Below are 19,735 nucleotides of genomic sequence, written 5' to 3' on the forward strand. Positions count from 1 at the left end.
ACCTCGGGGGGTGCATCAGAAGGGGGAATGCTAGCAGCCGCGTTTGCCCCGGCGGCGGGCGCAACGGCACAACCTCCGCGCCGGCTGCACGCTCAGGCCGACGCGCCGGGCTGCGTGTTGGCGGGCGCGGCTGCAGGCAGGCGCACCAGCAGCACCGGCACGGGGGAGGTGCGCGCAATTTGCTCGGCATCGCTGCCCAGGAACATGCGCGCCAGGCCTCGCCGCCCCTGGGTGCCCAGCACGATCAGGCGGGCGCCCCATTGCCGGGCTTCGTCGATCACCAGCGGTGCCACCTGGGCGTCCAGGTTTTCCAGCAGCCGGATTTCGGCCTGGATGCCCTGCGCGGTGAGCTGATCGCAGGTCTTGCGCAGCATGGTCTCGGCCCCCTTCATGGCGGCGGGGAGAAAGTCGCTTTGGTAGACCTCTGGGCGCACAAAACCGACCGCGTGTGTCAGGGGATCGATGATGTGCAGCAGCCGCACCTGCGCACCCATTTTCAGCGCCAGGCCGGCGGCTTCTTTCAGGGCTTGTTCGGAGGTGGGGCTGCCGTCAAACGGAACCAGGATTTTTTCGTACATGAGGGGCCTCTTGCAAAGATGGGCAAATAGGGGCAAAAACAGGTGAAAGCGGATGAAACCAGTCTGGCACAGCCCGCCGGGGAACGGAAAAAAAAGGTCAGGCCATCTGGCTGATGGTTTTGCGAAAACGGGCCAGGGCGGCAGTGAACAGCACGCCGCCAATTACCAATATGGCCAGCAATTGCGGCCACACCTTGTCGAGGCCGGCACCGCGGTACAGGATGGCCTGTGCGGCGGTGACGAAGTGCGTGGTCGGCGCGGCCAGCATCACTTGCTGCACGAATTCCGGCATGCTCTCGCGCGGCGTGACGCCGCCCGACAGCATTTGCAGCGGCAGCAGGGTCAGCACCAGCAGCATGCCGAACTGCGGCATGGACCGGGCCACGGTGGCCAGGAAGATGCCCATGGAGGTGGTGGCAAACAGGTGCAGCGCCGCCAGCCCCATGAACAGCAGCACCGAGCCCTGCACCGGCACCTGCAGGGCGCCCTGCACCACCACCACCAGCGCCACCAGCGCTGCGATCAGCACCACCAGCCCCATGGACCAGACCTTGGCCAGCATGATCTCGCCGGGCGTCACGGGCATGACCAGCAAATGCTCGATGGTGCCGTGCTCGCGCTCGCGGATCAGCGCCGCGCCGGTCAGGATGATGGACAGCATGGTGACGTTGTTGATGATCTCCATCAGCGAGCCGAACCAGGCCTGCTCCAGATTGGGATTGAAGCGCATGCGCACGTTCAGATCGACCGGCAGCTGCGCATTGCCGCGGTGGCGCTGCACGAACTCGCCCACCTCGCCCGCCACGATCTGCTGGATATAGCCGCTGCCGGTGAAGGCCTGGCTCATGCGCGTGGCATCCACATTGAGCTGCACCGCAGGGGCCAGACCGGCCAGCACCTCGCGCTGGAAGTTGGGCGGAATGTTGAGTACGAAGGTGTAGTTGCCTTTGTCCATGCCGGCATCCATCTCGGCCAGCGTGATCAGGCGCGGGGTGATGAATTGCGGCGGATAGAAGCTGCCCACGATGCGCGCCGAAAGGGGCGAGTCGTCCTCGTCCACGATGGCGATGGCGGCCTTGTGCAGGCTCTCGGGCATGGCCGTGGCGGCCACGTAGATCGACACGGTGAAGGTGTAGACGATCAGCACCAGCATCATGGGGTCGCGCACCAGGCTCCACAGTTCCTTGATGCCCAGGCGCCAGACGTTGGCAAGGGAAGCGGCGTGCATGTTCAGGACTCCTGCTTGCGCAGCAGCAGTATGGCTGTGCCGACGATCACCGGCGCTGCGATCAGCAAGGGCCAGAACGAAGGCAGCAGGCTGCCCAGGTCCAGTGCCTTGCTGAAAACGCCCCGGCTGATGGTCAGGAAATGCGTCGCCGGGAAAATGCGGCCAACAAAGGCGCCCACGCCTTCGAGCGAAGACACCGGGTTGATCAGCCCCGCATACTGGACGGACGGGATCAGCGTGCCGATCATGGTGACGAACATCGCCGAAATCTGGCTGCGCGTAAAGGTCGAGGCCAGCAGGCCAATGCCCGTGGACGACACCACGAACACCAGTGCCGCGAGCGCCAGCGTGGCAAAGCTGCCCTTGAGTGGCACATCAAACACCGTGACGGCCATCGCGGTCATGAGCAGGAAGTTGAACATGGCCAGCACGATGTAGGGGAACTGCTTGCCCAGCAGAAACTCGGCCCGCGTGACGGGCGTGACATACAGGTTGATGATCGAGCCCAGCTCCTTTTCGCGCACCACCGACAGCGCCGTGAGCATGGCTGGTATCAGCATCAGCAGCAGCGGAATAACGGCTGGCACCATGGCGGGCAGGCTTTTCACATCGGGGTTGTAGCGAAAGCGGGTCTCGACCGAGCTGGCCGCCGCCAGCTGCACGCCCAGCCGGTGTTTTGCCTGGTCGGCCAGCCACATCTGGTGCATGGCGCCGACGTAGCCGCGCACGGTTTCCGCGCGCATGGGCATGGCGCCATCGACCCAGGCCGCCACCTGCACGGATCGGCCATGTTGCAGGTCGCGCGCGAAGCCCGGTGGAATCTCGATGGCCAGGGCCAGCTCGCCGCTGCGCATGCGCTGGTCCAGCTCTGCGTGGCTGCGAAGGGGCGGCTTTTCGATGAAGTAGCGCGAACCCGCGAGGTTGAGCGTGTAGTTCTGGCTCAGCGTGGTCTGGTCCTGGTCCAGCACCGCATAGCTAAGGTCTTCGACGTCCATGCTGATGCCGTAGCCAATGATGAACATCAGCAGGGCGGTGCCCAGCAGCGCCAGCGTGGCGCGCACCGGGTCGCGCTGCAGCTCCAGCGTTTCGCGCCACATGTAGCTCAGGGCGCGCCCCAGGCTGAAGAAACTCCGGCTCGGCGGCGCGGCAGGGGGCTCGGTGTGCCGTGCGGGTGCAGCTTCGGTGGAGGTGGCCGTGGTAGCGGGCGCTGGCGTGCTTTCAGCGGGCACGGCCCGCCGGGTGCCCGAGGCGTCTTCCAGGTAGGCAATGAAGGCTTGCTCCAGCGAGCCCGCGCCGCGCTGCATGGCAATGTCTGCCGGCTTGGCACTGACCAGCACCTTGCCGGCGTGCATGAGCGAGATACGGTCGCAGCGCTCGGCCTCGTTCATGAAGTGCGTGGAGATGAAGATCGTGACCCGGTCGCGCCGCGACAGCTCGATCAGCAGGCGCCAGAAGTTGTCGCGCGCCACCGGGTCAACACCCGAGGTGGGCTCGTCCAGGATCAGCAGCTCGGGCTGGTGCACCATGGCCACCGCCAGCGACAGACGCTGGCGCAGCCCCAGAGGCAGGGCGTCGGGCAGGCTGTCGATCTCGTCGTGCAGGCCAAAGCGCTCGACCATGGCCTGCACGCGCCCCTGCACCTGGGCCTCGGGCACATGGAACAGGCGCGCGTGCAGCACCAGGTTCTGCCGCACGGTCTGCTCGCTATACAGCGAGAACGCCTGCGACATGTAGCCCACGCGGCGGCGGGTTTCGATGTCTTTGGGGTTCACTTTCTGGCCAAACAGCCAGGCATCGCCCTCGCTGGCCGGCAAGAGGCCGGTGAGCATTTTCATGGTGGTGGACTTGCCGCAGCCGTTCGAGCCGAGAAAACCAAAAATCTCGCCGCGGCGGATGCGGAAATCCACATGGTCCACGGCCACGAAGTCGCCAAAGCGCATGGTCAGACCTTGCGCCTCGATGGCGACCTCGGCGTTGTCGCCCAGCGCCAGCGGTGTGATCTCCACGGGCTGGTGGCCGCGTTTTTTGGCTTCGGGCAGCAGCCCGATGAAGGCGGCCTCGAGGTTGCGGGTGCCGGTGCGTTCCAGCAATTCGTGGGGTGTGCCGGTGGCCAGCACCTGGCCATCGTCCATGGCCACCAGCCAGTCAAAGCGCTGGGCTTCGTCCATGTAGGCGGTGGCCACCACCACGCTCATCTGCGGGCGCTCCAGGCGGATGCTGGCAATCAAATCCCAGAACTGGGCACGCGCCAGCGGATCCACGCCGGTGGTGGGTTCGTCCAGTATCAGCAGGTCGGGGTCGTGGATCAGTGCGCAGCAAAGCCCCAGCTTTTGCTTCATGCCACCCGAAAGCTTGCCTGCCGGGCGCGCCAGAAAGGGCTGCAGACCGGTGCTGTGCGTGAGGTGATCGATGCGCCGGCGCCGCTCGGCTGCGTTGTGACCAAACAGGCGGGCGAAGAACTGCAGGTTTTCTTCCACCGACAGCGTGGGGTACAGGTTTTTCCCCAGGCCTTGCGGCATGTAGGCAATGCGCGGGCAGACCGCATTGCGGTGCTGCTTGCTGCGCATGTCGCCGCCCAGCACCTGCAGGCTGCCCTGCTGCAGAGCCCGGGAGCCCGCCAACAGTGCCAGCAGGCTGGATTTGCCCACGCCGTCCGGCCCGATAAGCCCGACCATGCGCTGGGCCGGCAGGTCCAGCTGGATGCCCGCCAGCGCCACGGTCTTGCCATAGCGCAGGCCCACATCGGCCAGCTGGGCCACGCAGGGGGAAGCTGCTGCCACGCCCTACTCCGGCAGCTTCACGGCCAGATGCGCCGGCCAGGGGGTGGACGCGTCGAGCTTGAGCCATGCCATGCCGGGCAAACCGGTCTTGACCAGCTGCACATGCTTTTGCAGCAATTCGGGTGCAATCTGCGCCTTGACGCGGAACATCAGCTTTTGCCGCTCGCTGGCGGTTTCCACGGTCTTGGGGGTGAATTGCGCGGTGCTGGCCACGAACGACACCTGGGCCGGAATCACCAGTTGCGGCGCCGCATCGAGCACGATGCGCACCTCGCTGCCCAATGCCAGCTGGCCTGCCACGGTTTCGGGCAGAAAGAAGGTCATATAGACATCGGACAGGTCCACCAGATTGAGCACCTTGCCGCCACCGCCGATCACCTCACCGGGCTGGGCAATGCGGTATTGCACGCGGCCGCTGCGCGGGGCAACCAGCGCGCTGTCGTCGATGTCGGCCTTGATGCGCGCCACCGAGGCTTCTGCAGCCGTCACGGCGGCGCGCGCGCTGGCCACCTGGGTGTGTGCGGCGGTGATGGCGGCCTGGGCGGCGTCGGCCTGGGCCTTGGCCGCCACCACGGCCGCCTGCAGGCTGCGTTCACGGGCGCGATCGTCATCCACCTCCTGGTCCGACGACGCGCCTTCGCGCACCAGCGTCTGCGAGCGTGCCAGGCGCCGTTGCGCCGCATCGAGCTCGCTCTGGCGCTGCGCCACCAGGGCCAGAACGGCCTGGCGGTCGCTTTCGCGCACGGCCACCTGGGCCTGGGCGCTGGCCACGGCGGCCACGGCCTGCTGCTGGCGTGCCCGGGCTTCGTCGCGTGAGGCTTCGAGCGTGTCGATCTGCATGTGGGCCAGGGTCTGGCCGGCGGTGACGAATTCACCCTCCTTGACCACAATGCTCTGCACGCGGCCGCCCAGCTTGGCCGCCACGTCGATTTCGGTGGCTTCGATGCGGCCATTGCCGCTGACAAGGCCGTCGCCGGGGCCCTGTGGGCGCAGCGTGGTCCAGGCGTAGGCGCCTGCGGCCACCACGGCGACCGCAATGGCCAGGAAAATCAGCCGGTTCTTGAGGGTGGAGTTCATGGTGCTTGAAGGGTGCTGGCTCAGGGAGCGGGACGTGTTGGCGTGATGTCGGTGGCGGGCGCGGCCAGCGCGCCACCACCGAGCGCGGCATACAGGCTGACCTGGCTGGACAACAGGGCACGGCGCATCTGCACCACCTGCTGCTCGGCCACCAGCAGGTCGCGCTGGGCATCCAGCACTTCCAGGAAGGCGGCGGCGCCATGGTCGTAGCGCAACTGGGACAGGCGCGCGCGCTCGCTTTGGGCGGCCTGCGCACTCTGGGCAATCGCCAGCTGGCCAGCCAGAGACTGGCGCGCCACCAGCGCGTCGGACACATCGCGGAACGCGCCCTGCACGGTTTTCTCGTAGTTGGCCACGGCAATGTCGCGGCGCACCTCGGTCAGGTTGAGGTTGTTGCGCAGGCGCCCGGCGTTGAACAGGGGCAGCGAAATGCTGGGCGAGAACGTCCAGGCCTGGCTGTCGCTGTCAAACAGGCCACCCAGTTCGGCGCTGGCGGTGCCCAGCGAGCCCGTGAGGGCCACGCGCGGGAAAAACGCCGCTCGCGCTGCGCCGATCTGCGCGCTGGCCGCCCTGAGCTGGTGCTCGGCCGCCATGATGTCCGGGCGCTGGGCCAGCAGGTCGGACGGCAGGCCCACGCGCAGTGGCGGCATCTGCAGGGTGTCCAGGCGCACGGTGGCAGGTGTTGGCCCCACCGGCGCACCCACCAGCAGCGCCAGGGCGTTGGCCTGCTGAGCGCGGGCCTGCTCCAGCTGGGCGCCCAGTGCCTCGGCCTGCGAGAGCAGCGTTTGCACCTGGGTAAGGTTCAACCGCGATGCGGACCCGACGTCCACGCGCCGCTGAAATATGCGCAGGCTTTCCTTGCGGCTGGCGATGGCCTGGTGCGCCAGCAGCAGGCGCTCCTCCAGCTCACGCAGCGCCAGTTCACTTTGGGCGACCTGTGCGATCAGACCCAGCGTGACGGCGCGCCGGGCCGCATCGCTGGCCAGGTAGTTTTGCAGGGCCGCGTCGTTCAGGCTGCGCACGCGCCCCCAGAAATCGATTTCCCAGCTGGCCAGGCCCACGCCAGCCTGGTACTGGCTGCCCAGCAAGGGCTGGCGCGTCAGGTTCAGGTCGGCTGGCACACGCGAGCGGTCCATGCCGGCCTGGGCCCCCAGGGTGGGCAGCATGTCGGCGCGCTGGATGCCATAGGCGGCCCGCGCCTCCTGCACGCGCAGCGCGGTGGTGCGCAGATCGCGGTTGTTCTCCAGCGCCTGCGCAATCAGGGCCTGCAGGCGCGGGTCGGTGAAATAGTCGCGCCAGCCGGTGGTGGCGGCCGGGGTGCCGGTGTCAGCGCCCGGCATGGTGTAGTGCGCGGGCACTGGCAGGGTGGGCGTCTCAAGCGGCGGCGCCATCGATGCGCAACCGGCGAGCACCAGCGTGGCGGCGGCCGCCAAGGCACAAGCAGCGCGGCGGGCCGTTGCAGGGGGCATGGCCATGGCTATTTTTCCAGCACGTAGGAGCCGGGGGCGTCACCCACGGGAGGGTAGGCGGTAGCGCCTGCGCGGGGCGGTTTGACCGGGGTGCCCGAGCGCGCCTTGAGCCATGCCAGCCAGGCGGGCCACCAGGAGTCGGGTGTGTCCGTGGCAGCGGCCAGCCACGCGTCGGGCGGCAGGTAGTTGCCGCCTGCCGGGCGGGTCAGCATCTGGAAATGCCGGCGCGGGTTGCCGGGCGGGCTGACGATGCCTGCGTTGTGGCCGCCACTGGTGAGCACGAAGGTGTTTTCGGCGGGGCTCAGCTGCTGCAGCTTGAAGACCGAGCGCCAGGGCGCCACGTGGTCGGTGACGGTGCCCACCATGAATGTGGGCAAGGTGATGTCGCCCAGCGTCACGGGCTTGCCGCCCACCGGGTAGCGGCCCTCGCTGAGGTCATCGTCGAGGAACAGCCGACGCAGGTACTGCGAGTGCATCTTGGCGGGCATGCGCGTGGTGTCGGCATTCCAGGCCATCAGGTCGTTCATGGGGGCCCGCTCGCCCAGCAGGTATTCGTTGACCAGGCGCGACCACAGCAGGTCATAGGAGCGCAGCATCTGGAACGCGCCGGCCATCTGGGCCCCCGTGAGGTAGCCGGTCTCGGCCATTTCCGCTTCCAGCAGGCTGATCTGGCTGTTGTCGATGAACAGGGCCAGTTCGCCTGGCTCGGTGAAGTCGGTCTGCGCCGCGAACATCGTCATGGAGGCCAGGCGCTCATCCCCGTCGCGCGCCATGGCGGCGGCCGCAATCGCCAGCAGCGTGCCACCCAGGCAGTAGCCGGCGGCGTGCACCTTGGCCTGGGGCACGATGGTGTTGATAGCGTTCAGTGCGGCGTGAAAACCCTGGTCCAGGTAATCATCCATGCCCAGGTCACGGTCCTCTGCGCCCGGGTTGATCCAGGAGATGCAAAACACCGTGTGCCCCTGGTCCACCAGATACTTGATGAGCGAGTTGTGGGGCGACAAATCGAGGATGTAGTACTTCATGATCCACGCCGGCACGATCAGGATCGGCTCGGGGTGCACGGCTTTGGCGGTGGGCGTGTACTGGATCAGTTCCATCACGCGGTTCTTCAGCACCACCTTGCCGGGGGTGATGCCCACGTCGCGGCCGACCACAAAATTCTCGGCGCCAGCGGGCGGCATGCCTGCGGCATGGCGCCGGGCGTCGTCCAGCAGATGGAGCGCGCCACGCGCCAGGTTGGCACCACCTTGCGCCAGCGTGCGGTTCAGCACCACGGGATTAGTGGCCAGCTGGTTGCCGGGCGAGAACACATCGAGAAACTGCCGGGCCGCGAAGGCCACCATGTCTTCGTGGTGCTTGTCCACACCCCAGACGCCATGCGTTGCGGCGGCCCACCATTGCTCGGTGAGCACAAAGGACTGGTGCACGAGGTTGAACGGCCACTGCTGCCATGCGGGGTCGGCAAAACGCCGGTCCTGGGCAGGGGTCGCCACGGCATGGCGGGCTTTTTTGTCAGGGCCGGCAGCCATTCGTGCCTGGGCATAGGCGGCCAATTCCTGCCCCTGCCGCAGCGCCAGGTGCGCCAGGTCCATGCACTTGCCTGGTGAGGCGGCCAGATGCAGGGCCCAGTCGCTGCCCGCCATCAGGGCGGAGGCGTGGGACAGCGACGCAACGCTGCGCGCAATAGCCGCGTGCACGGTGGGGTCGAGCCGTTCGGCCATGGACAGGGAGGTGTTCGCAGGGGTTGGCATGAATGGAGTCCCAGATGAAAAGCGGGCCGATGGTGCCGTTGCACTTTACGCAGGCCAGACGATGAGTGACTTGAGATGTATCAATTTTATCTGCTTACCGACTGGTCGGTGGATAATAATGCGGAGTATAGCCAGAACGCGAGACAAAACGATGACCCAGCAACTGCCACCCTCAGGCGCGGCCCCGGCCGTCGTGCCGCTGCGACAGCGCCTGCCCCCCGAGGTGCGTGTGCTGCAGATTCTGGACGCCGCGCTGGTCGAATTCTCCGAGCGGGGCTTTGCCGCAGCCCGGATGGATGACATCGCGCGCCGCTGCGGGCTCTCCAAAGGCGGCCTCTACGCCCATTTCGCGGGCAAGGAGGAAGTGTTCGAGGCACTGCTGACCCGTTCGCTCGCGCCACCCGACTTTGGGCAGATGCCGGTGCTGGGCAACGGCATACGGCCGCTGGCGCAGTGGGTGGTGGACAAGCTCTATGACTCGCTGGGCCGCCCTGGCGCGGTGGCCACGCTGCGCCTGCTGGTGGCTGAAAGTGCGCGTGTGCCGCACCTCGTTGCCTTATGGAAGCGCAACGTGGTGCAGCCCCATCTGACTTTGCTGGGCGACATTCTGCGTGCCCACGCCGTGCAGGAGGGGTGGGTTCCCAGCGTGATCACGCAAGAGCCGTGGCTGGTGGTGTCGCCGGTGGTGCATGCCCTGCTGTCGCAGGTGGTGCTGGGCGATGCGGACCCACAAGAACTTGCGCATTACCGCCAGGGCCATGTCGCCCTGCTGTGCGAACTGCTGGACCCTGCATCCCGAATCCTGCCGCCGCTTCAGCCCGCGGCGAAGTGATCGAACGATGCGTAGCGCTGCACCACGGGCTGGCCTTGTGCGTCCACCAGCCGCAGGCCGGGTTCGGCCTCGATGCGGCCGATGCGCGTGACGGGTGTGCTGCTGGCCAGTGATGCAGCGGCCACTGCGGCGCGCCGGGCCACCGGGGCGGTGAAAGCCAGTTCGTAGTCATCGCCCCCGGCCAGAGTGCACTGGTGGAGCAGTTCAGGGTCAAATTTGCCTCTAGCGCTTATAGGTAAAGCGCTAATAGCTATCAAATAAGTAGTAATTGAGGTATCGATGCAGGCACCTGTTCCCGAGGCGCGCAGGATGTGGCCCAGGTCGCCGAGCAGCCCGTCGCTCACATCCAGGGCACTGCTGGCCACGCCGCGCAGCGCCTGGCCCAGTGCCACGCGGGGTGTGGGTTGCTCCAGGCGCAGGCGGGCGGCGGCCAGCACATCGGCGGGCAGGGTGATGTGCCCTTGCAATGCCTCCAGCGCCAGCCGGGCATCGCCCAGCGTGCCGCTGACATAGATGTCGTCGCCGGGCCGCGCGCCGCTGCGCAGCAAGGCCTGGCCTGCGGGCACCTCCCCAAACACGGTGATGCAGATATTGAGCGGGCCTTGCGTGGTGTCGCCGCCTACCAGCTCGCAGCTGTGCGCGTCGGCCAGGGCCAGCAGCCCGCGCGAAAAGCCTGCAAGCCAGGCCTCGTCCACCCTGGGCAGCGACAACGCCAACGTGAACGCGAGTGGGCGTGCGCCGCAGGCCGCCAGGTCCGACAGGTTCACTGCCAGCGCCTTGTGGCCCAGGCGCTCCGGGGACACGTCGACAAAGAAGTGGCGGCCTTCCACCAGCATGTCGCTGGAGACAGCCAGCTGCATGCCCGGGGCGGGCGCCAGCAGCGCGCAGTCGTCGCCCACGCCCAGCGTGGCGCGGTGCACAGGCCGCGTGAAATAGCGTGCGATCAGATCGAATTCACCCATGGGTATGGATTGTGCGGGGTGTCGCGCATCCGGGCATCGGCGCGGTGGCGCAGGCTTGGCCGGTTACCCGCCGCCGCACCTTGTGCACAGTGGCATCGGGCGGGTCAGTTGGTGCCTCGAAAACGCAATGCGGCCTGGCGGCTGACTTCAGCCAGCAGCTGTTCTTCGCGCTGGCGCTCGCGCAGCCAGCGGGCGTCGTTCTGTCCGGCTTCGGTTTCGGTGCGCAGCATGTGCATGGCGTTGGAAGCGCCTTGCATGGCCGCGTGTCCTGCGATCTGGTCCATGGTCATGCGGATATGGTCGCGCAGCGGCATGTGGTCGCCGGTGGCAGGGTCGACATACACGGCGTCCATGCCAAAACGGCAGGCCTGGAAGCGGTTGTAGGTGTAGACGAGGTAGTCGTCCTCCTGGGGCATGAAGGGTTGCGCGTTCAGGAACCACGCGCCGAGCGACTGCACGAAGCCAGCCAGCGCGGCGGCACGCTCGATGGTCAGTGGCGTGTCGAACACCCGGATCTCGATGGTGCCGAACTCGGGCTTGGGGCGGATGTCCCAGTAAAAGTCCTTCATGCTCTTGACCACACCGGTGCGGGTCATCTTGTTGAAGTAGGTGGTGAAATCGTCCCAGGTCAGTGCAAACGGCGCGCGGCCCGACAGGGGAAACGCGAACACCGAGTTGAGCCGCGCCGAGTCGAACGCCGTGTCCTGTCCCTGCACGTAGGGGCTGGAGGCCGACAGCGCAATGAAATGCGGGATGTAGCGCGACATGCGGTGCAGCATCAGGAGCGCGGCGTCGGCATCGGGGCAGCCAATGTGTACATGCTGGCCAAAGATGGTGAACTGCTTGGAAAGGTAGCCATACAGCTGCGACAGCTCCTGAAAGCGTGGCTTGTCGTAGATGCGCCGCTCGTGCCACTGCTGGAACGGGTGCGTGCCGCCGCCCACCACGGCAATGTTGAGCTTGTCCGCGCTTTTGACCAGCGCGTCGCGGATGGGGCTGAGCTGCCCCAGCACCTCGCTGGCCGAATGGCAGATGCCGGTGGAGATTTCGATCATGCTGTTCGTCATCTCGGGCACCACGCTGCCAGGCAGCGGCACCTTGCTCATCAGGCGCAGCATGTCTTCGGCGTAGGGGGCCAGGTCGTAGTCGTGGGTGTTGACGAGCTGCAGTTCCAGCTCGACGCCCAGCGTCAGCGGTTCGGAATGGGTAAAGGCTTCAAGACTCACTGCGGTCTCCATTGCCGCCGCGCGACAGCGGGGCCCAAGGTTTGGAACTCTCGCCGGCGCGGTAGATGGCCACGGTGGCGATCACGGCGCCCAGCACTTCCATCAGCAAAATGGCCGGCAGTGCCACGCGGGCGATCAGGTGGCCCGTGGAGGGCGATGCCACCACGAACTGCGAGGCGATCAGCAACGCGATGGACGACATGGGCGTCATGGCGCAGCCCACCCACAGCGCCTGGCGCCAGCTCGCGCCGCTGCCCACATTGCCCAGTCCCACGCCCACGGCCTTGGCCACCAGGCGCACGGCGATCAGTGCCAGCACCACGCCGGCCACGGGGCCGCTCCAGTCGGCCTGCGCCGCCACCGTGGACACCAGAACGAACATCAGCATGGTGAGCAGCGACGAGGCGTTGCCCAGCTGGCGCGGCCAGGCCCACGGGCGCGGGTTGAGCTGCTTGAGCAGCATGCCGCCCAGCAGGGCCGCCAGGGGCGCAGAGCCACCCATGTGCGCGGCCACGGCGGTGGCGGCGGCGATCAGGGCCAGCAGCAGCATGGAGGTGTTTTCGCTGGTGGGACTCATGAAGCGCAAGGCCATGCGCAGTACCAGCGACAGCACGGCCGCGACGATGATCGATACACCGAGCACCACCATCACGGGATACACCGTGTCCAGCAGCGTGATGCTCTGGCGGTTGATCTGCTCGGCGCGGGCGCTGCCCAGCGTCAGCGCATACAGGGTGGACAGGGTGGCGAGCACGATGGCGCGCTCGGTCACCGGGCCTGCCGCGCGAGTGTCGGCCACCACGCGGGTCAGCACCGCGGGCGAAGCCGCCAGCGCCACCAGGGCCAGCGGGCCGGCCACATGCGCGGGCATGTCCAGCCACACCAACACCCAATAGACGGCGAAGTACGTCAGCGCCGATTCGGCAATGCTCTGCACCAGCACCATGGGGTTGTGGCGAAACCAGCGCAGCGGAATGCGCCCGCCGCATTCGAACAGCACAATGGAGATGCCCAGTTCCAGCAAAAAGAGCCCGATGCCCTGCAGTGGCCACACCGCTCCGCTGAAACCGGCCAGACCGGCTGCGGTGCCCACCAAGGAGTAGCCCACCACTTTGGGCAGGCCCGTGTGGCGCTGGCACAGATAACCCGCGATGGCGGCCACCGCCAGCAACAGCGACCATTGCACGGTGGGTAACCCGGCCGAAGGGCGCAGCCACTGCGCCCAGAAGCTCAGGATTTCGTTCATGTCATGGGTCCTCTCCATCAGACGGGCAGCGCCCGGTGGGAGGGAAGGCTGGCAGGGCGCATGGATACGCCGCGGACCTTCCCAGCAGTTGCCTGAATTTACCTGCGGAAACGCGCACCTCCTGTAGGACAGGAGCGTCCGTGTTTTCGCAGGCCGGGGGTGCCCGACTCAGGCGGCCCGGCGTTCAGGCACGAAAAAGCTCAGCGGCGCCTTGAATAAGCGGTGCCGCATTGCTGCATAGATACGTGAACGGTCCACGCCGCTCACGTTGTGGGCACGCAGTGCCAGGCGGAAAGCCAGGTAAAAGCTCACACTGACATTGAGCGCACCCAGCAGGGGGATGGTGGCGACGGCCCACCAGAACGCACTCTGTTGAACGATGTCCCAGCCCAATGCAGCAGTGGCCGCGCCCAGTTGACCCGACGACAGTGTGACATGGCGCACGTCCAGCCCCAGTCCGAAAAACCCCGCAAACGCCGGGACCAGGCCGAGCATGAAGCCCAGCGAGATGTTGGCGGCAAAGCCGGACAGGTTCTCGCGGAGAAAGTGCGCCCAGCGCGCCGCGCGGTCCTTGCCCAGCCGGGCCGTGATGCGCGGGTTGTAGCGCACGGCCGAGTCGAGCCGGTGCAGCACAAACCAGTTTTCGGTCCAGCCCGCGATGATGCTGGAGGCAAACAGCAGCACGCCCGTGAATGCTGCGAACAGCAGCGACGGCCCCAGGAGATGCAGCGACTCCAGCACATGGCCGGCTTCTTTCGTGCTGATGGCGGGCGAGCCCTTGGCCCATGCAATCAGCAGCGCCAGGCCCAGAACCAGGGGGTACACCACCAGCACATTGCCCAGCACGGCTGCAACCTGTGAGCGCACCAGGTGGGTGACTTCATCGACAAACGACTCAATGGCCTCGCCCGAGGCCAGCTCCTTGAGCTTGGCCGCCATGGCGGGGGCGGTCATGGCCGGCTGTTTGGTGGCTACGGTGAAGTGCAGCAACTGCACCAGCACAAAGCTCAAGGCATAGTTCGCCCCCGCCCAGAAGCCGCCCCAGAATGCCGACAGCGCCATTGCGTAAAGGGCAAACTTGGCCAGCGTGGTGAAGGCCATCACGGCGCCGCCGCCAGCGGCTTTCTTCACCATGGAGCGGTATTCGACCACCGTGCGCGTGATGTAGTGTTCGCCCGTCTCGGCGCTGCGCTCGGCCACTTTGGCGGCCAGCAGTGACGAGTTGGATGCCAGCAGCGCCCGCAGGCTGCGCCGCTCTTGCCCCACCTCTACCAGATGCGCCAGAAGGCGGGCCGCCGTGACGGCGGGCTGGGGGGACAGCAGGCAGTCGAGCAACTCGCGCACCCGCAGGATGCGCGCACGCAACTGGCGCAGCCGAAACACCAGGTCCACGGAAATTCCGTTGTCTTCAAAGTGCGTGTAAACGGTGGCAGCGGCGGCACGGCAGGCTTCCAGGCGCTCGCGCAGTCGCCGGGCTGCCTCCTGCAGCCGGTCGGGGGTGCGCAGCGCATGCAACACTTCCACGCGCAGGCTTTCCACATCACGGATCAGCGCATGAAAGGGTTGCGACTCGCGGGCCGATTCGCTCATGCGCAGGCGCAACCCCGGCGCAAAGCCGGTCGAGAGGATCTGCCCCGCGCAGTAGGTGATGGCGTCCAGCAGTGCGTGCTGCCAGCGCGATGCGCCCTGAGGGCTTTGTGGCGTCAGCAGGGCTACCAGCCGGTTCAGCGTGGCTTCGTCCAGTGCGCCGAGCCACTTTGCATCGAAAGCACTGGGCAGGGCCAGAACGAAGAGCTCCGATGCGTCAATGGTTTCGGGGCTGTGCGGCAGCAGCTTGTTGCGCAGTCGCTCTGCGGCTTCGCTGAGCAGTGCCGTGTCCTTGGCAAAGCCAAAATCAGCCAGCAGCGTGGTGATGTCCACCGACTCCACCAGGGTGGCCCACCAGGTTTGCAGCTGCCGCTGCACATCGGGGCGCGCCTCGACCGCTTCCAGAAACAGTTGGACCCGGGACGTGGAACCCGGTACCGAATCGCGCGCGCCACGCACCCAATCGAGCAGGTCAATCAGCCATACATGGCGCTGCCCAAGTCCTGCGTGCGGGTCCAGGGCCGCCAGCAGCTCCGCCAAATCCGGGGCCGGCCGCTTCAATGCAGCACCCTTCCGTTCATGGGCTGACCCGAGGTTCCGGGGGCGGTCGCCTCCAGCACGAACAAGGGGATCGGGCTGCTGAATGGTTCGCCGTCTTCTGCCACGCAGTAAAACGTGCCGTGCATGGTGCCACTGGCGGTGCGCAGACCGCAACCGCTGGTGTACTGGAACGACTGGCCCGGTTTGAGCAAAGGCTGCTGGCCCACCACGCCCAGGCCTTTGACCTCTTCGGTGTGGCCCCGGGCGTCACTGATGATCCAGTGGCGCGAGATCAGCTGGGCGGGCGCTTCGCCTGCATTGGTGATGGTGATGGTGTAGGCAAAGCTGAAGACGCCAGAGTCCGGGGAGGACTGCTCCGGCAGGTACTCTGGCTGTACTTCCACTTCAAACTGGTACTTGGGCATGGGCGAATGGTAACTGCGACAATCGGACAATGAGCCGACCTTTTCGCATTGCCCCCTCGATCCTCTCAGCCGATTTCGCCCGCTTGGGCGAAGAAGTGCGCAGCGTCATTGCCGCCGGTGCCGACTGGATTCACTTCGACGTGATGGACAACCATTACGTGCCCAACCTCACCTTTGGCCCCATGGTCTGCCAGGCCCTCAAGCCGCATGCCAAAACGGCTGCCGGCGTGGCGGTGCCCGTTGATGTGCACCTGATGATCCAGCCCGTGGACGCCCTGGCTGCCGCGTTTGCCGACGCGGGCGCCGATTACATCAGCTTTCACCCCGACGCCTCGGGCCATGTGCACCGCAGCATCCAGGCCATTCGCAGCAAGGGCGTCAAACCCGGCCTCGTGTTCAACCCGGCCGAACCGCTGGATGTGCTGGACTGGGTGATCGACGACATCGACCTCATCCTCATCATGAGCGTGAACCCCGGTTTTGGCGGCCAGAGCTTCATTGACTCGGCCCTGCGCAAGATCGAAGCCGTGCGCAAGCGCATCGACGCCTCGGGCAAGGACATCCGTCTCGAAGTGGATGGCGGCATCAAGGCCGACAACATCCGCCGCGTGGCCGATGCGGGTGCCGACACCTTTGTGGCGGGCAGCGCGATTTTTGGCAAGCCCGATTACAAGGGCGTGGTGGACGCGATGCGCGGGGCGCTTGCTGGCTGAAGCTGCGGGGCGAGTGATGAATGCCATGGAGTTGAGCCACCTCCGCTACGACGCCGCCATCATCGACCTGGATGGCACGATGGTGGACACCTTGGGCGACTTTGCCGAAGCCCTCAACCGGATGCTGGGCGATCTGGAACTGCCACCCATTGCGGCGCAGCACATCGAACGCATGGTGGGCAAGGGCTCTGAACATTTGCTGCGTTCAGTGCTCAATCACGTGTTAGAGCATATGGGTAAAGCGCCTACAGCTATTGAAATTGAAGCGCTCTACGCCCATGCCTGGCCCAGCTACCAGGGGCACTATCTGGCCATCAATGGACACTACGCGCGCGTCTATCCCGGCGTGGAGGCAGGCCTGCAGGCCCTGCGCCATGCTGGCCTGCGTCTGGCATGCCTGACCAACAAGCCCACTTCGTTTGCTTTGCCGTTGCTACGCGCCAAGGGGCTGGAGGGCTATTTCGAGCAGGTTTTCGGGGGTGACAGCTTTGACAAAAAAAAGCCCGACCCGTTGCCGTTGCTGAAAACCTGCGAGGCCCTGCAAACCGCGCCTGCCCGCACGCTGATGGTGGGTGACTCGTCCAACGATGCGCAGGCCGCTCGCGCTGCTGGCTGCCCTGTGGTGCTGGTCACCTACGGCTACAACCACGGCCTGCCGGCGCAGGCGGTGGATGCAGACGGGTACGTGGCTTCGCTGGAGTTGCTGCTGGCGTGAGCCGGGGTGCCCGTCAGGCGCCTGCCCCGATGACGGCTTGCCCGCTGTAGCCAATGTGCCCTGCGGGGGCTGCCGCCGTAGCGGCCTGGCGGCGCTGCGCCGGTGCCGCCAGGGGCGTGTGCAGGCCAGAGGCCAGCTTGAACACTGCAACGGCGTCGACCAGTTGCCCGGCCTGGAGCCTGAGACCGTCTGCGGCTGCGGCGCTTTGCTCCACCAGGGCCGCGTTTTGTTGGGTCGCCTGGTCCATCTGGGTGATGGCCTCGCCCACCTGCGAGACGCCCGAGCTTTGCTCGCTGCTGGCGGCGCTGATCTCTCCCATGATGTCGGTCACGCGGCGGATGGACGCGACCACTTCGGTCATGGTGGTGCCGGCCTTGTCCACCAGCCGGGTGCCTTGTTCCACCCGTTCCACGCTCGCGCCGATGAGGCTCTTGATTTCCCGGGCGGCCTCGGCACTGCGGCCCGCCAAGCTGCGCACTTCGCCGGCCACCACGGCAAAACCTCGGCCCTGCTCGCCTGCGCGGGCGGCCTCCACCGCTGCGTTCAGCGCCAGGATGTTGGTCTGGAACGCAATGGAATCGATCACGCCAATGATGTCGGCGATCTTCTTGCTGCTGTCGTTGATGCCCTTCATGGTGTCCACCACTTCAGCCACCACGTCGCCACCCTGCACGGCCACCGTTGACGCGCTCATGGCCAGCTGATTGGCCTGGCGCGCGTTGTCGGCGTTCTGGCGCACGGTAGAACCCAGTTCTTCCATGGAGGCTGCGGTTTCTTCCAGGGCGCTGGCCTGCTGCTCGGTGCGGGCAGAGAGGTCGTTGTTGCCTGTGGCGATTTCCACGCTGGCGGTTGCAACCCCCTCGGCGCTGTTGCGCACATTGCCCACAATGGCCGCCAGGCGTGATTGCATGGTGGCCAGCGCCTGCAGCAACTGGCCGGTTTCGTCGCGGCTGTCGCAGGCAATGGGGCAGGTGAGGTCGCCGTTGGCAATGCGCTCAGCAGCTTGTCTGCCCAGTTGCACGGGACGCACGATGGATCGTGTCACCGTCCAGGCGAGCAAGGCGCCCAGCGCTACCGCGACCAGGGTGCCCACCCCCAGCAGCATCTGGCTGCCTCGGGCCAGGGTGCTGGTGTCGCGCTGGCTGTCGGCCAGCTGCGTGGCCATGGTTTTGCGCAGATCGTCCAGTGCCCCGAGGTATCTGTCGGCCAGGGGACGCAGGTCTGTGTCCACCATGGCGGGCACATTGGGCTCGCCGCCGCGGTGCAGTTCACGGATCTCGTTCAGTTTGTCGCTGTAGGCGGCACGCGCCGCGGCAATGGCTGTCAGCAGGGCGCGCGCCTGGTCATCCTGCACCAGGCCCTCAATGCGTTTGACCTTGCTCTCCATGCTGGTGGCCGTGGTCTGGGTGTCGGCCGTCAGCTTTTCCATGTAGTCGCGATCGATGGCCTTGAGGAACGCTTCGGTGCGCACCCAGTTCAGCCGGATGTCGGATGCCCAGTCTTCCACCAGCGTCTGCTGTTCAATCTCTTGGGTGGCCACCCTCTCGCTGGCCATCTGCAGGCTGGAAATGCGCCACATGCCCATGGCCGCAATGAGCGCCGTGATGACCAGAATGGCGCCGAAAGAAAGGCCCAGACGCAGGCCGACGGGAAGGTTGCTGAGTTTCATGGTGGCCTTGATAAGCGATAGGGGGCTGCGGTGGGGGCGGTCCACCAAGCCTGCCCAGGCGTTGGTGTTGCGGCTAAAAATGCTTCAGGAGCTGGGTGGTGCGGGGCGCGTCGCCGGGTTGTTAGTGCAATCCTTTAAGCCTTTCGGACAGGCGAACGGGGCGGCCAAGCGTAAAAAAACCTGCCTTGGGGGCAGGCTCAGTCCAGGGCGCAACAAGCGCGTCACTGTGGTTGCGGCTTGACGCCCAGCAGCTCGTCCTTGAGCTTCCAGTCGGCCGGCGTGTTGCCAAACCAGATGGACATCAGGGCGCGATAAAAGGCAGGGTCCTTGAAAGGCTCGGCCTGCAACTTGCCCTTGGCGTAGACGCTCAGTCCTTTGGCGGGGTCCCATTCGAGTGAGCAGACATCGCCGGGCGCAAACGACTTGTTGGCCGCAAAGATGTCTCCCATTTTGATCATGCCGGGAATGATCTTGGAGAGTTCCTGCTTGCTCACGTTGTCTTCCATTCCGCGCGTCAGCAACTTGCCGAACTCTGCGGAGTTGATGTCACGCAAAAACGTCATGGACAGCCGCTTGGGACCGGGTGCGGCAATCAGATCGTCCAGCGAAGACACCCGGCGCGTCGTGTAGAGGTCGCCCACATACACCTTGAACGGGCCTTTGTAACGGATGCCAGCCCCGTTGAGTTGCAGCTTGGTGCCGCTGACGGTGACGGAATCCTCCACCTTGACGCCAGCCAGCTCAACGGCGACGGCAGCTGTGGCTGCAGCACCCCAGCACAGGCCGGCTGCGAGTAAAAGGGCATGCATTGTTTTGCGCATAGAAATCCTGAAAAAGCACGACCGTTCATTTAATGCAACAAATTGTGCGCTGGTGGGCGCTGGCGTGCATCGGGGTTTTCCCAGGGACAGGCCTGGCAAGGGCTGTGCGCGTT

16 protein-coding genes are annotated in these 19,735 nt (G+C 66.1%); 3 read left to right on the plus strand and 13 right to left on the minus strand.

The window, feature by feature from the left end; translation table 11 throughout:
• Nucleotides 1-92 precede the first annotated feature (92 nt).
• From DTW89_RS06085 to DTW89_RS06110, 6 genes are all read right to left on the minus strand, one after another.
• The gene (locus tag DTW89_RS06085; protein WP_114655287.1) at nucleotides 93-578 is read right to left on the minus strand and encodes a universal stress protein; all 486 of its coding nucleotides are present in this window, start codon (nucleotides 576-578) and stop codon (nucleotides 93-95) included.
• A 97-nt stretch (nucleotides 579-675) separates the two neighbouring features.
• Complete coding sequence (locus DTW89_RS06090) at nucleotides 676-1,806, minus strand: ABC transporter permease (protein WP_114655288.1); 1,131 nt, start codon at nucleotides 1,804-1,806, stop codon at nucleotides 676-678.
• Nucleotides 1,807-1,808: 2 nt separating this feature from the next.
• Nucleotides 1,809-4,586 carry a ribosome-associated ATPase/putative transporter RbbA gene (gene rbbA / locus DTW89_RS06095; protein WP_114655289.1) on the minus strand — a complete coding sequence of 926 codons (2,778 nt, stop codon included), beginning with the start codon at nucleotides 4,584-4,586 and terminating at the stop codon, nucleotides 1,809-1,811.
• Between the two features lie 3 nt (nucleotides 4,587-4,589).
• Nucleotides 4,590-5,663, minus strand: coding sequence for an HlyD family secretion protein (locus tag DTW89_RS06100; protein ID WP_114655290.1), 1,074 nt, complete (start codon nucleotides 5,661-5,663; stop codon nucleotides 4,590-4,592).
• A gap of 20 nt (nucleotides 5,664-5,683) precedes the next feature.
• On the minus strand, nucleotides 5,684-7,138 hold the full coding sequence (locus DTW89_RS06105) for an efflux transporter outer membrane subunit (RefSeq protein ID WP_114655291.1): 1,455 nt from the start codon (nucleotides 7,136-7,138) through the stop codon (nucleotides 5,684-5,686).
• A gap of 2 nt (nucleotides 7,139-7,140) precedes the next feature.
• Nucleotides 7,141-8,886, minus strand: coding sequence for an alpha/beta fold hydrolase (locus tag DTW89_RS06110; RefSeq protein WP_114655292.1), 1,746 nt, complete (start codon nucleotides 8,884-8,886; stop codon nucleotides 7,141-7,143).
• Nucleotides 8,887-9,037: 151 nt separating this feature from the next.
• Between DTW89_RS06110 and DTW89_RS06115 the strand changes: the two genes are divergently transcribed.
• A complete protein-coding gene (locus DTW89_RS06115; RefSeq protein ID WP_114655293.1) occupies nucleotides 9,038-9,718 on the plus strand; it encodes a TetR/AcrR family transcriptional regulator in 681 nt (226 codons plus the stop codon).
• Here the strand turns inward: DTW89_RS06115 and thiL are convergent.
• From thiL to apaG, 5 genes are all read right to left on the minus strand, one after another.
• Nucleotides 9,700-10,680 (minus strand): thiamine-phosphate kinase, encoded by a 981-nt coding sequence (thiL, locus tag DTW89_RS06120; protein ID WP_114655294.1) that lies wholly within the window; start codon nucleotides 10,678-10,680, stop codon nucleotides 9,700-9,702. The two genes, DTW89_RS06115 and thiL, sit on opposite strands and share 19 nt — an antisense overlap.
• A gap of 104 nt (nucleotides 10,681-10,784) precedes the next feature.
• Nucleotides 10,785-11,906, minus strand: a complete 1,122-nt coding sequence (locus DTW89_RS06125; protein WP_024813250.1) for a YbdK family carboxylate-amine ligase — start codon at nucleotides 11,904-11,906, stop codon at nucleotides 10,785-10,787.
• Nucleotides 11,896-13,152: a cation:proton antiporter gene (locus DTW89_RS06130; protein ID WP_114655295.1), complete on the minus strand. Its 1,257-nt coding sequence runs from the start codon at nucleotides 13,150-13,152 to the stop codon at nucleotides 11,896-11,898. The genes DTW89_RS06125 and DTW89_RS06130 overlap by 11 nt, the downstream gene beginning before the upstream one ends.
• Nucleotides 13,153-13,320: 168 nt before the next feature.
• The gene (locus DTW89_RS06135; protein WP_114655296.1) at nucleotides 13,321-15,300 is read right to left on the minus strand and encodes a site-specific recombinase; all 1,980 of its coding nucleotides are present in this window, start codon (nucleotides 15,298-15,300) and stop codon (nucleotides 13,321-13,323) included.
• Entirely contained in the window at nucleotides 15,297-15,704 is a 408-nt protein-coding gene (apaG, locus tag DTW89_RS06140; protein WP_114655297.1) for a Co2+/Mg2+ efflux protein ApaG, read from the minus strand. Before apaG ends, DTW89_RS06135 begins: the two co-directional genes overlap by 4 nt.
• A gap of 29 nt (nucleotides 15,705-15,733) precedes the next feature.
• On the opposite strand from apaG, the gene rpe reads away from it, so the two are divergent.
• The gene (rpe, locus tag DTW89_RS06145) at nucleotides 15,734-16,417 is read left to right on the plus strand and encodes a ribulose-phosphate 3-epimerase (RefSeq protein ID WP_114655298.1); all 684 of its coding nucleotides are present in this window, start codon (nucleotides 15,734-15,736) and stop codon (nucleotides 16,415-16,417) included.
• A gap of 25 nt (nucleotides 16,418-16,442) precedes the next feature.
• The gene (gene gph, locus DTW89_RS06150) at nucleotides 16,443-17,132 is read left to right on the plus strand and encodes a phosphoglycolate phosphatase (RefSeq protein ID WP_442858098.1); all 690 of its coding nucleotides are present in this window, start codon (nucleotides 16,443-16,445) and stop codon (nucleotides 17,130-17,132) included.
• A 13-nt stretch (nucleotides 17,133-17,145) separates the two neighbouring features.
• Here the strand turns inward: gph and DTW89_RS06155 are convergent, their stop codons facing one another.
• The gene (locus DTW89_RS06155; RefSeq protein ID WP_114655316.1) at nucleotides 17,146-18,801 is read right to left on the minus strand and encodes a methyl-accepting chemotaxis protein; all 1,656 of its coding nucleotides are present in this window, start codon (nucleotides 18,799-18,801) and stop codon (nucleotides 17,146-17,148) included.
• A 221-nt stretch (nucleotides 18,802-19,022) separates the two neighbouring features.
• Nucleotides 19,023-19,610 carry a chalcone isomerase family protein gene (locus tag DTW89_RS06160; RefSeq protein ID WP_111866327.1) on the minus strand — a complete coding sequence of 196 codons (588 nt, stop codon included), beginning with the start codon at nucleotides 19,608-19,610 and terminating at the stop codon, nucleotides 19,023-19,025.
• Between the last annotated feature and the right edge of the window lie 125 nt (nucleotides 19,611-19,735).

It is taken from the genome of Acidovorax sp. BoFeN1, from assembly GCF_003345135.1.
Classification (GTDB): Bacteria; Pseudomonadota; Gammaproteobacteria; order Burkholderiales; family Burkholderiaceae_C; genus Acidovorax; species Acidovorax defluvii.

Bases quoted from the DNA above. Each gene is read 5' to 3' on its own strand.
- DTW89_RS06110 (WP_114655292.1), bottom strand. From the start codon at position 8,886: ATGCCAACCCCTGCGAACACCTCCCTGTCCATGGCCGAACGGCTCGAC.
- rpe (WP_114655298.1), top strand. From the start codon at position 15,734: ATGAGCCGACCTTTTCGCATTGCCCCCTCGATCCTCTCAGCCGATTTC.
- DTW89_RS06155 (WP_114655316.1), bottom strand. From the start codon at position 18,801: ATGAAACTCAGCAACCTTCCCGTCGGCCTGCGTCTGGGCCTTTCTTTC.
- thiL (WP_114655294.1), bottom strand. From the start codon at position 10,680: ATGGGTGAATTCGATCTGATCGCACGCTATTTCACGCGGCCTGTGCAC.
- DTW89_RS06090 (WP_114655288.1), bottom strand. From the start codon at position 1,806: ATGCACGCCGCTTCCCTTGCCAACGTCTGGCGCCTGGGCATCAAGGAA.
- apaG (WP_114655297.1), bottom strand. From the start codon at position 15,704: ATGCCCAAGTACCAGTTTGAAGTGGAAGTACAGCCAGAGTACCTGCCG.
- DTW89_RS06160 (WP_111866327.1), bottom strand. From the start codon at position 19,610: ATGCATGCCCTTTTACTCGCAGCCGGCCTGTGCTGGGGTGCTGCAGCC.
- DTW89_RS06100 (WP_114655290.1), bottom strand. From the start codon at position 5,663: ATGAACTCCACCCTCAAGAACCGGCTGATTTTCCTGGCCATTGCGGTC.
- DTW89_RS06115 (WP_114655293.1), top strand. From the start codon at position 9,038: ATGACCCAGCAACTGCCACCCTCAGGCGCGGCCCCGGCCGTCGTGCCG.
- DTW89_RS06085 (WP_114655287.1), bottom strand. From the start codon at position 578: ATGTACGAAAAAATCCTGGTTCCGTTTGACGGCAGCCCCACCTCCGAA.
- DTW89_RS06105 (WP_114655291.1), bottom strand. From the start codon at position 7,138: ATGGCCATGCCCCCTGCAACGGCCCGCCGCGCTGCTTGTGCCTTGGCG.
- gph (WP_442858098.1), top strand. From the start codon at position 16,443: ATGGAGTTGAGCCACCTCCGCTACGACGCCGCCATCATCGACCTGGAT.
- DTW89_RS06130 (WP_114655295.1), bottom strand. From the start codon at position 13,152: ATGAACGAAATCCTGAGCTTCTGGGCGCAGTGGCTGCGCCCTTCGGCC.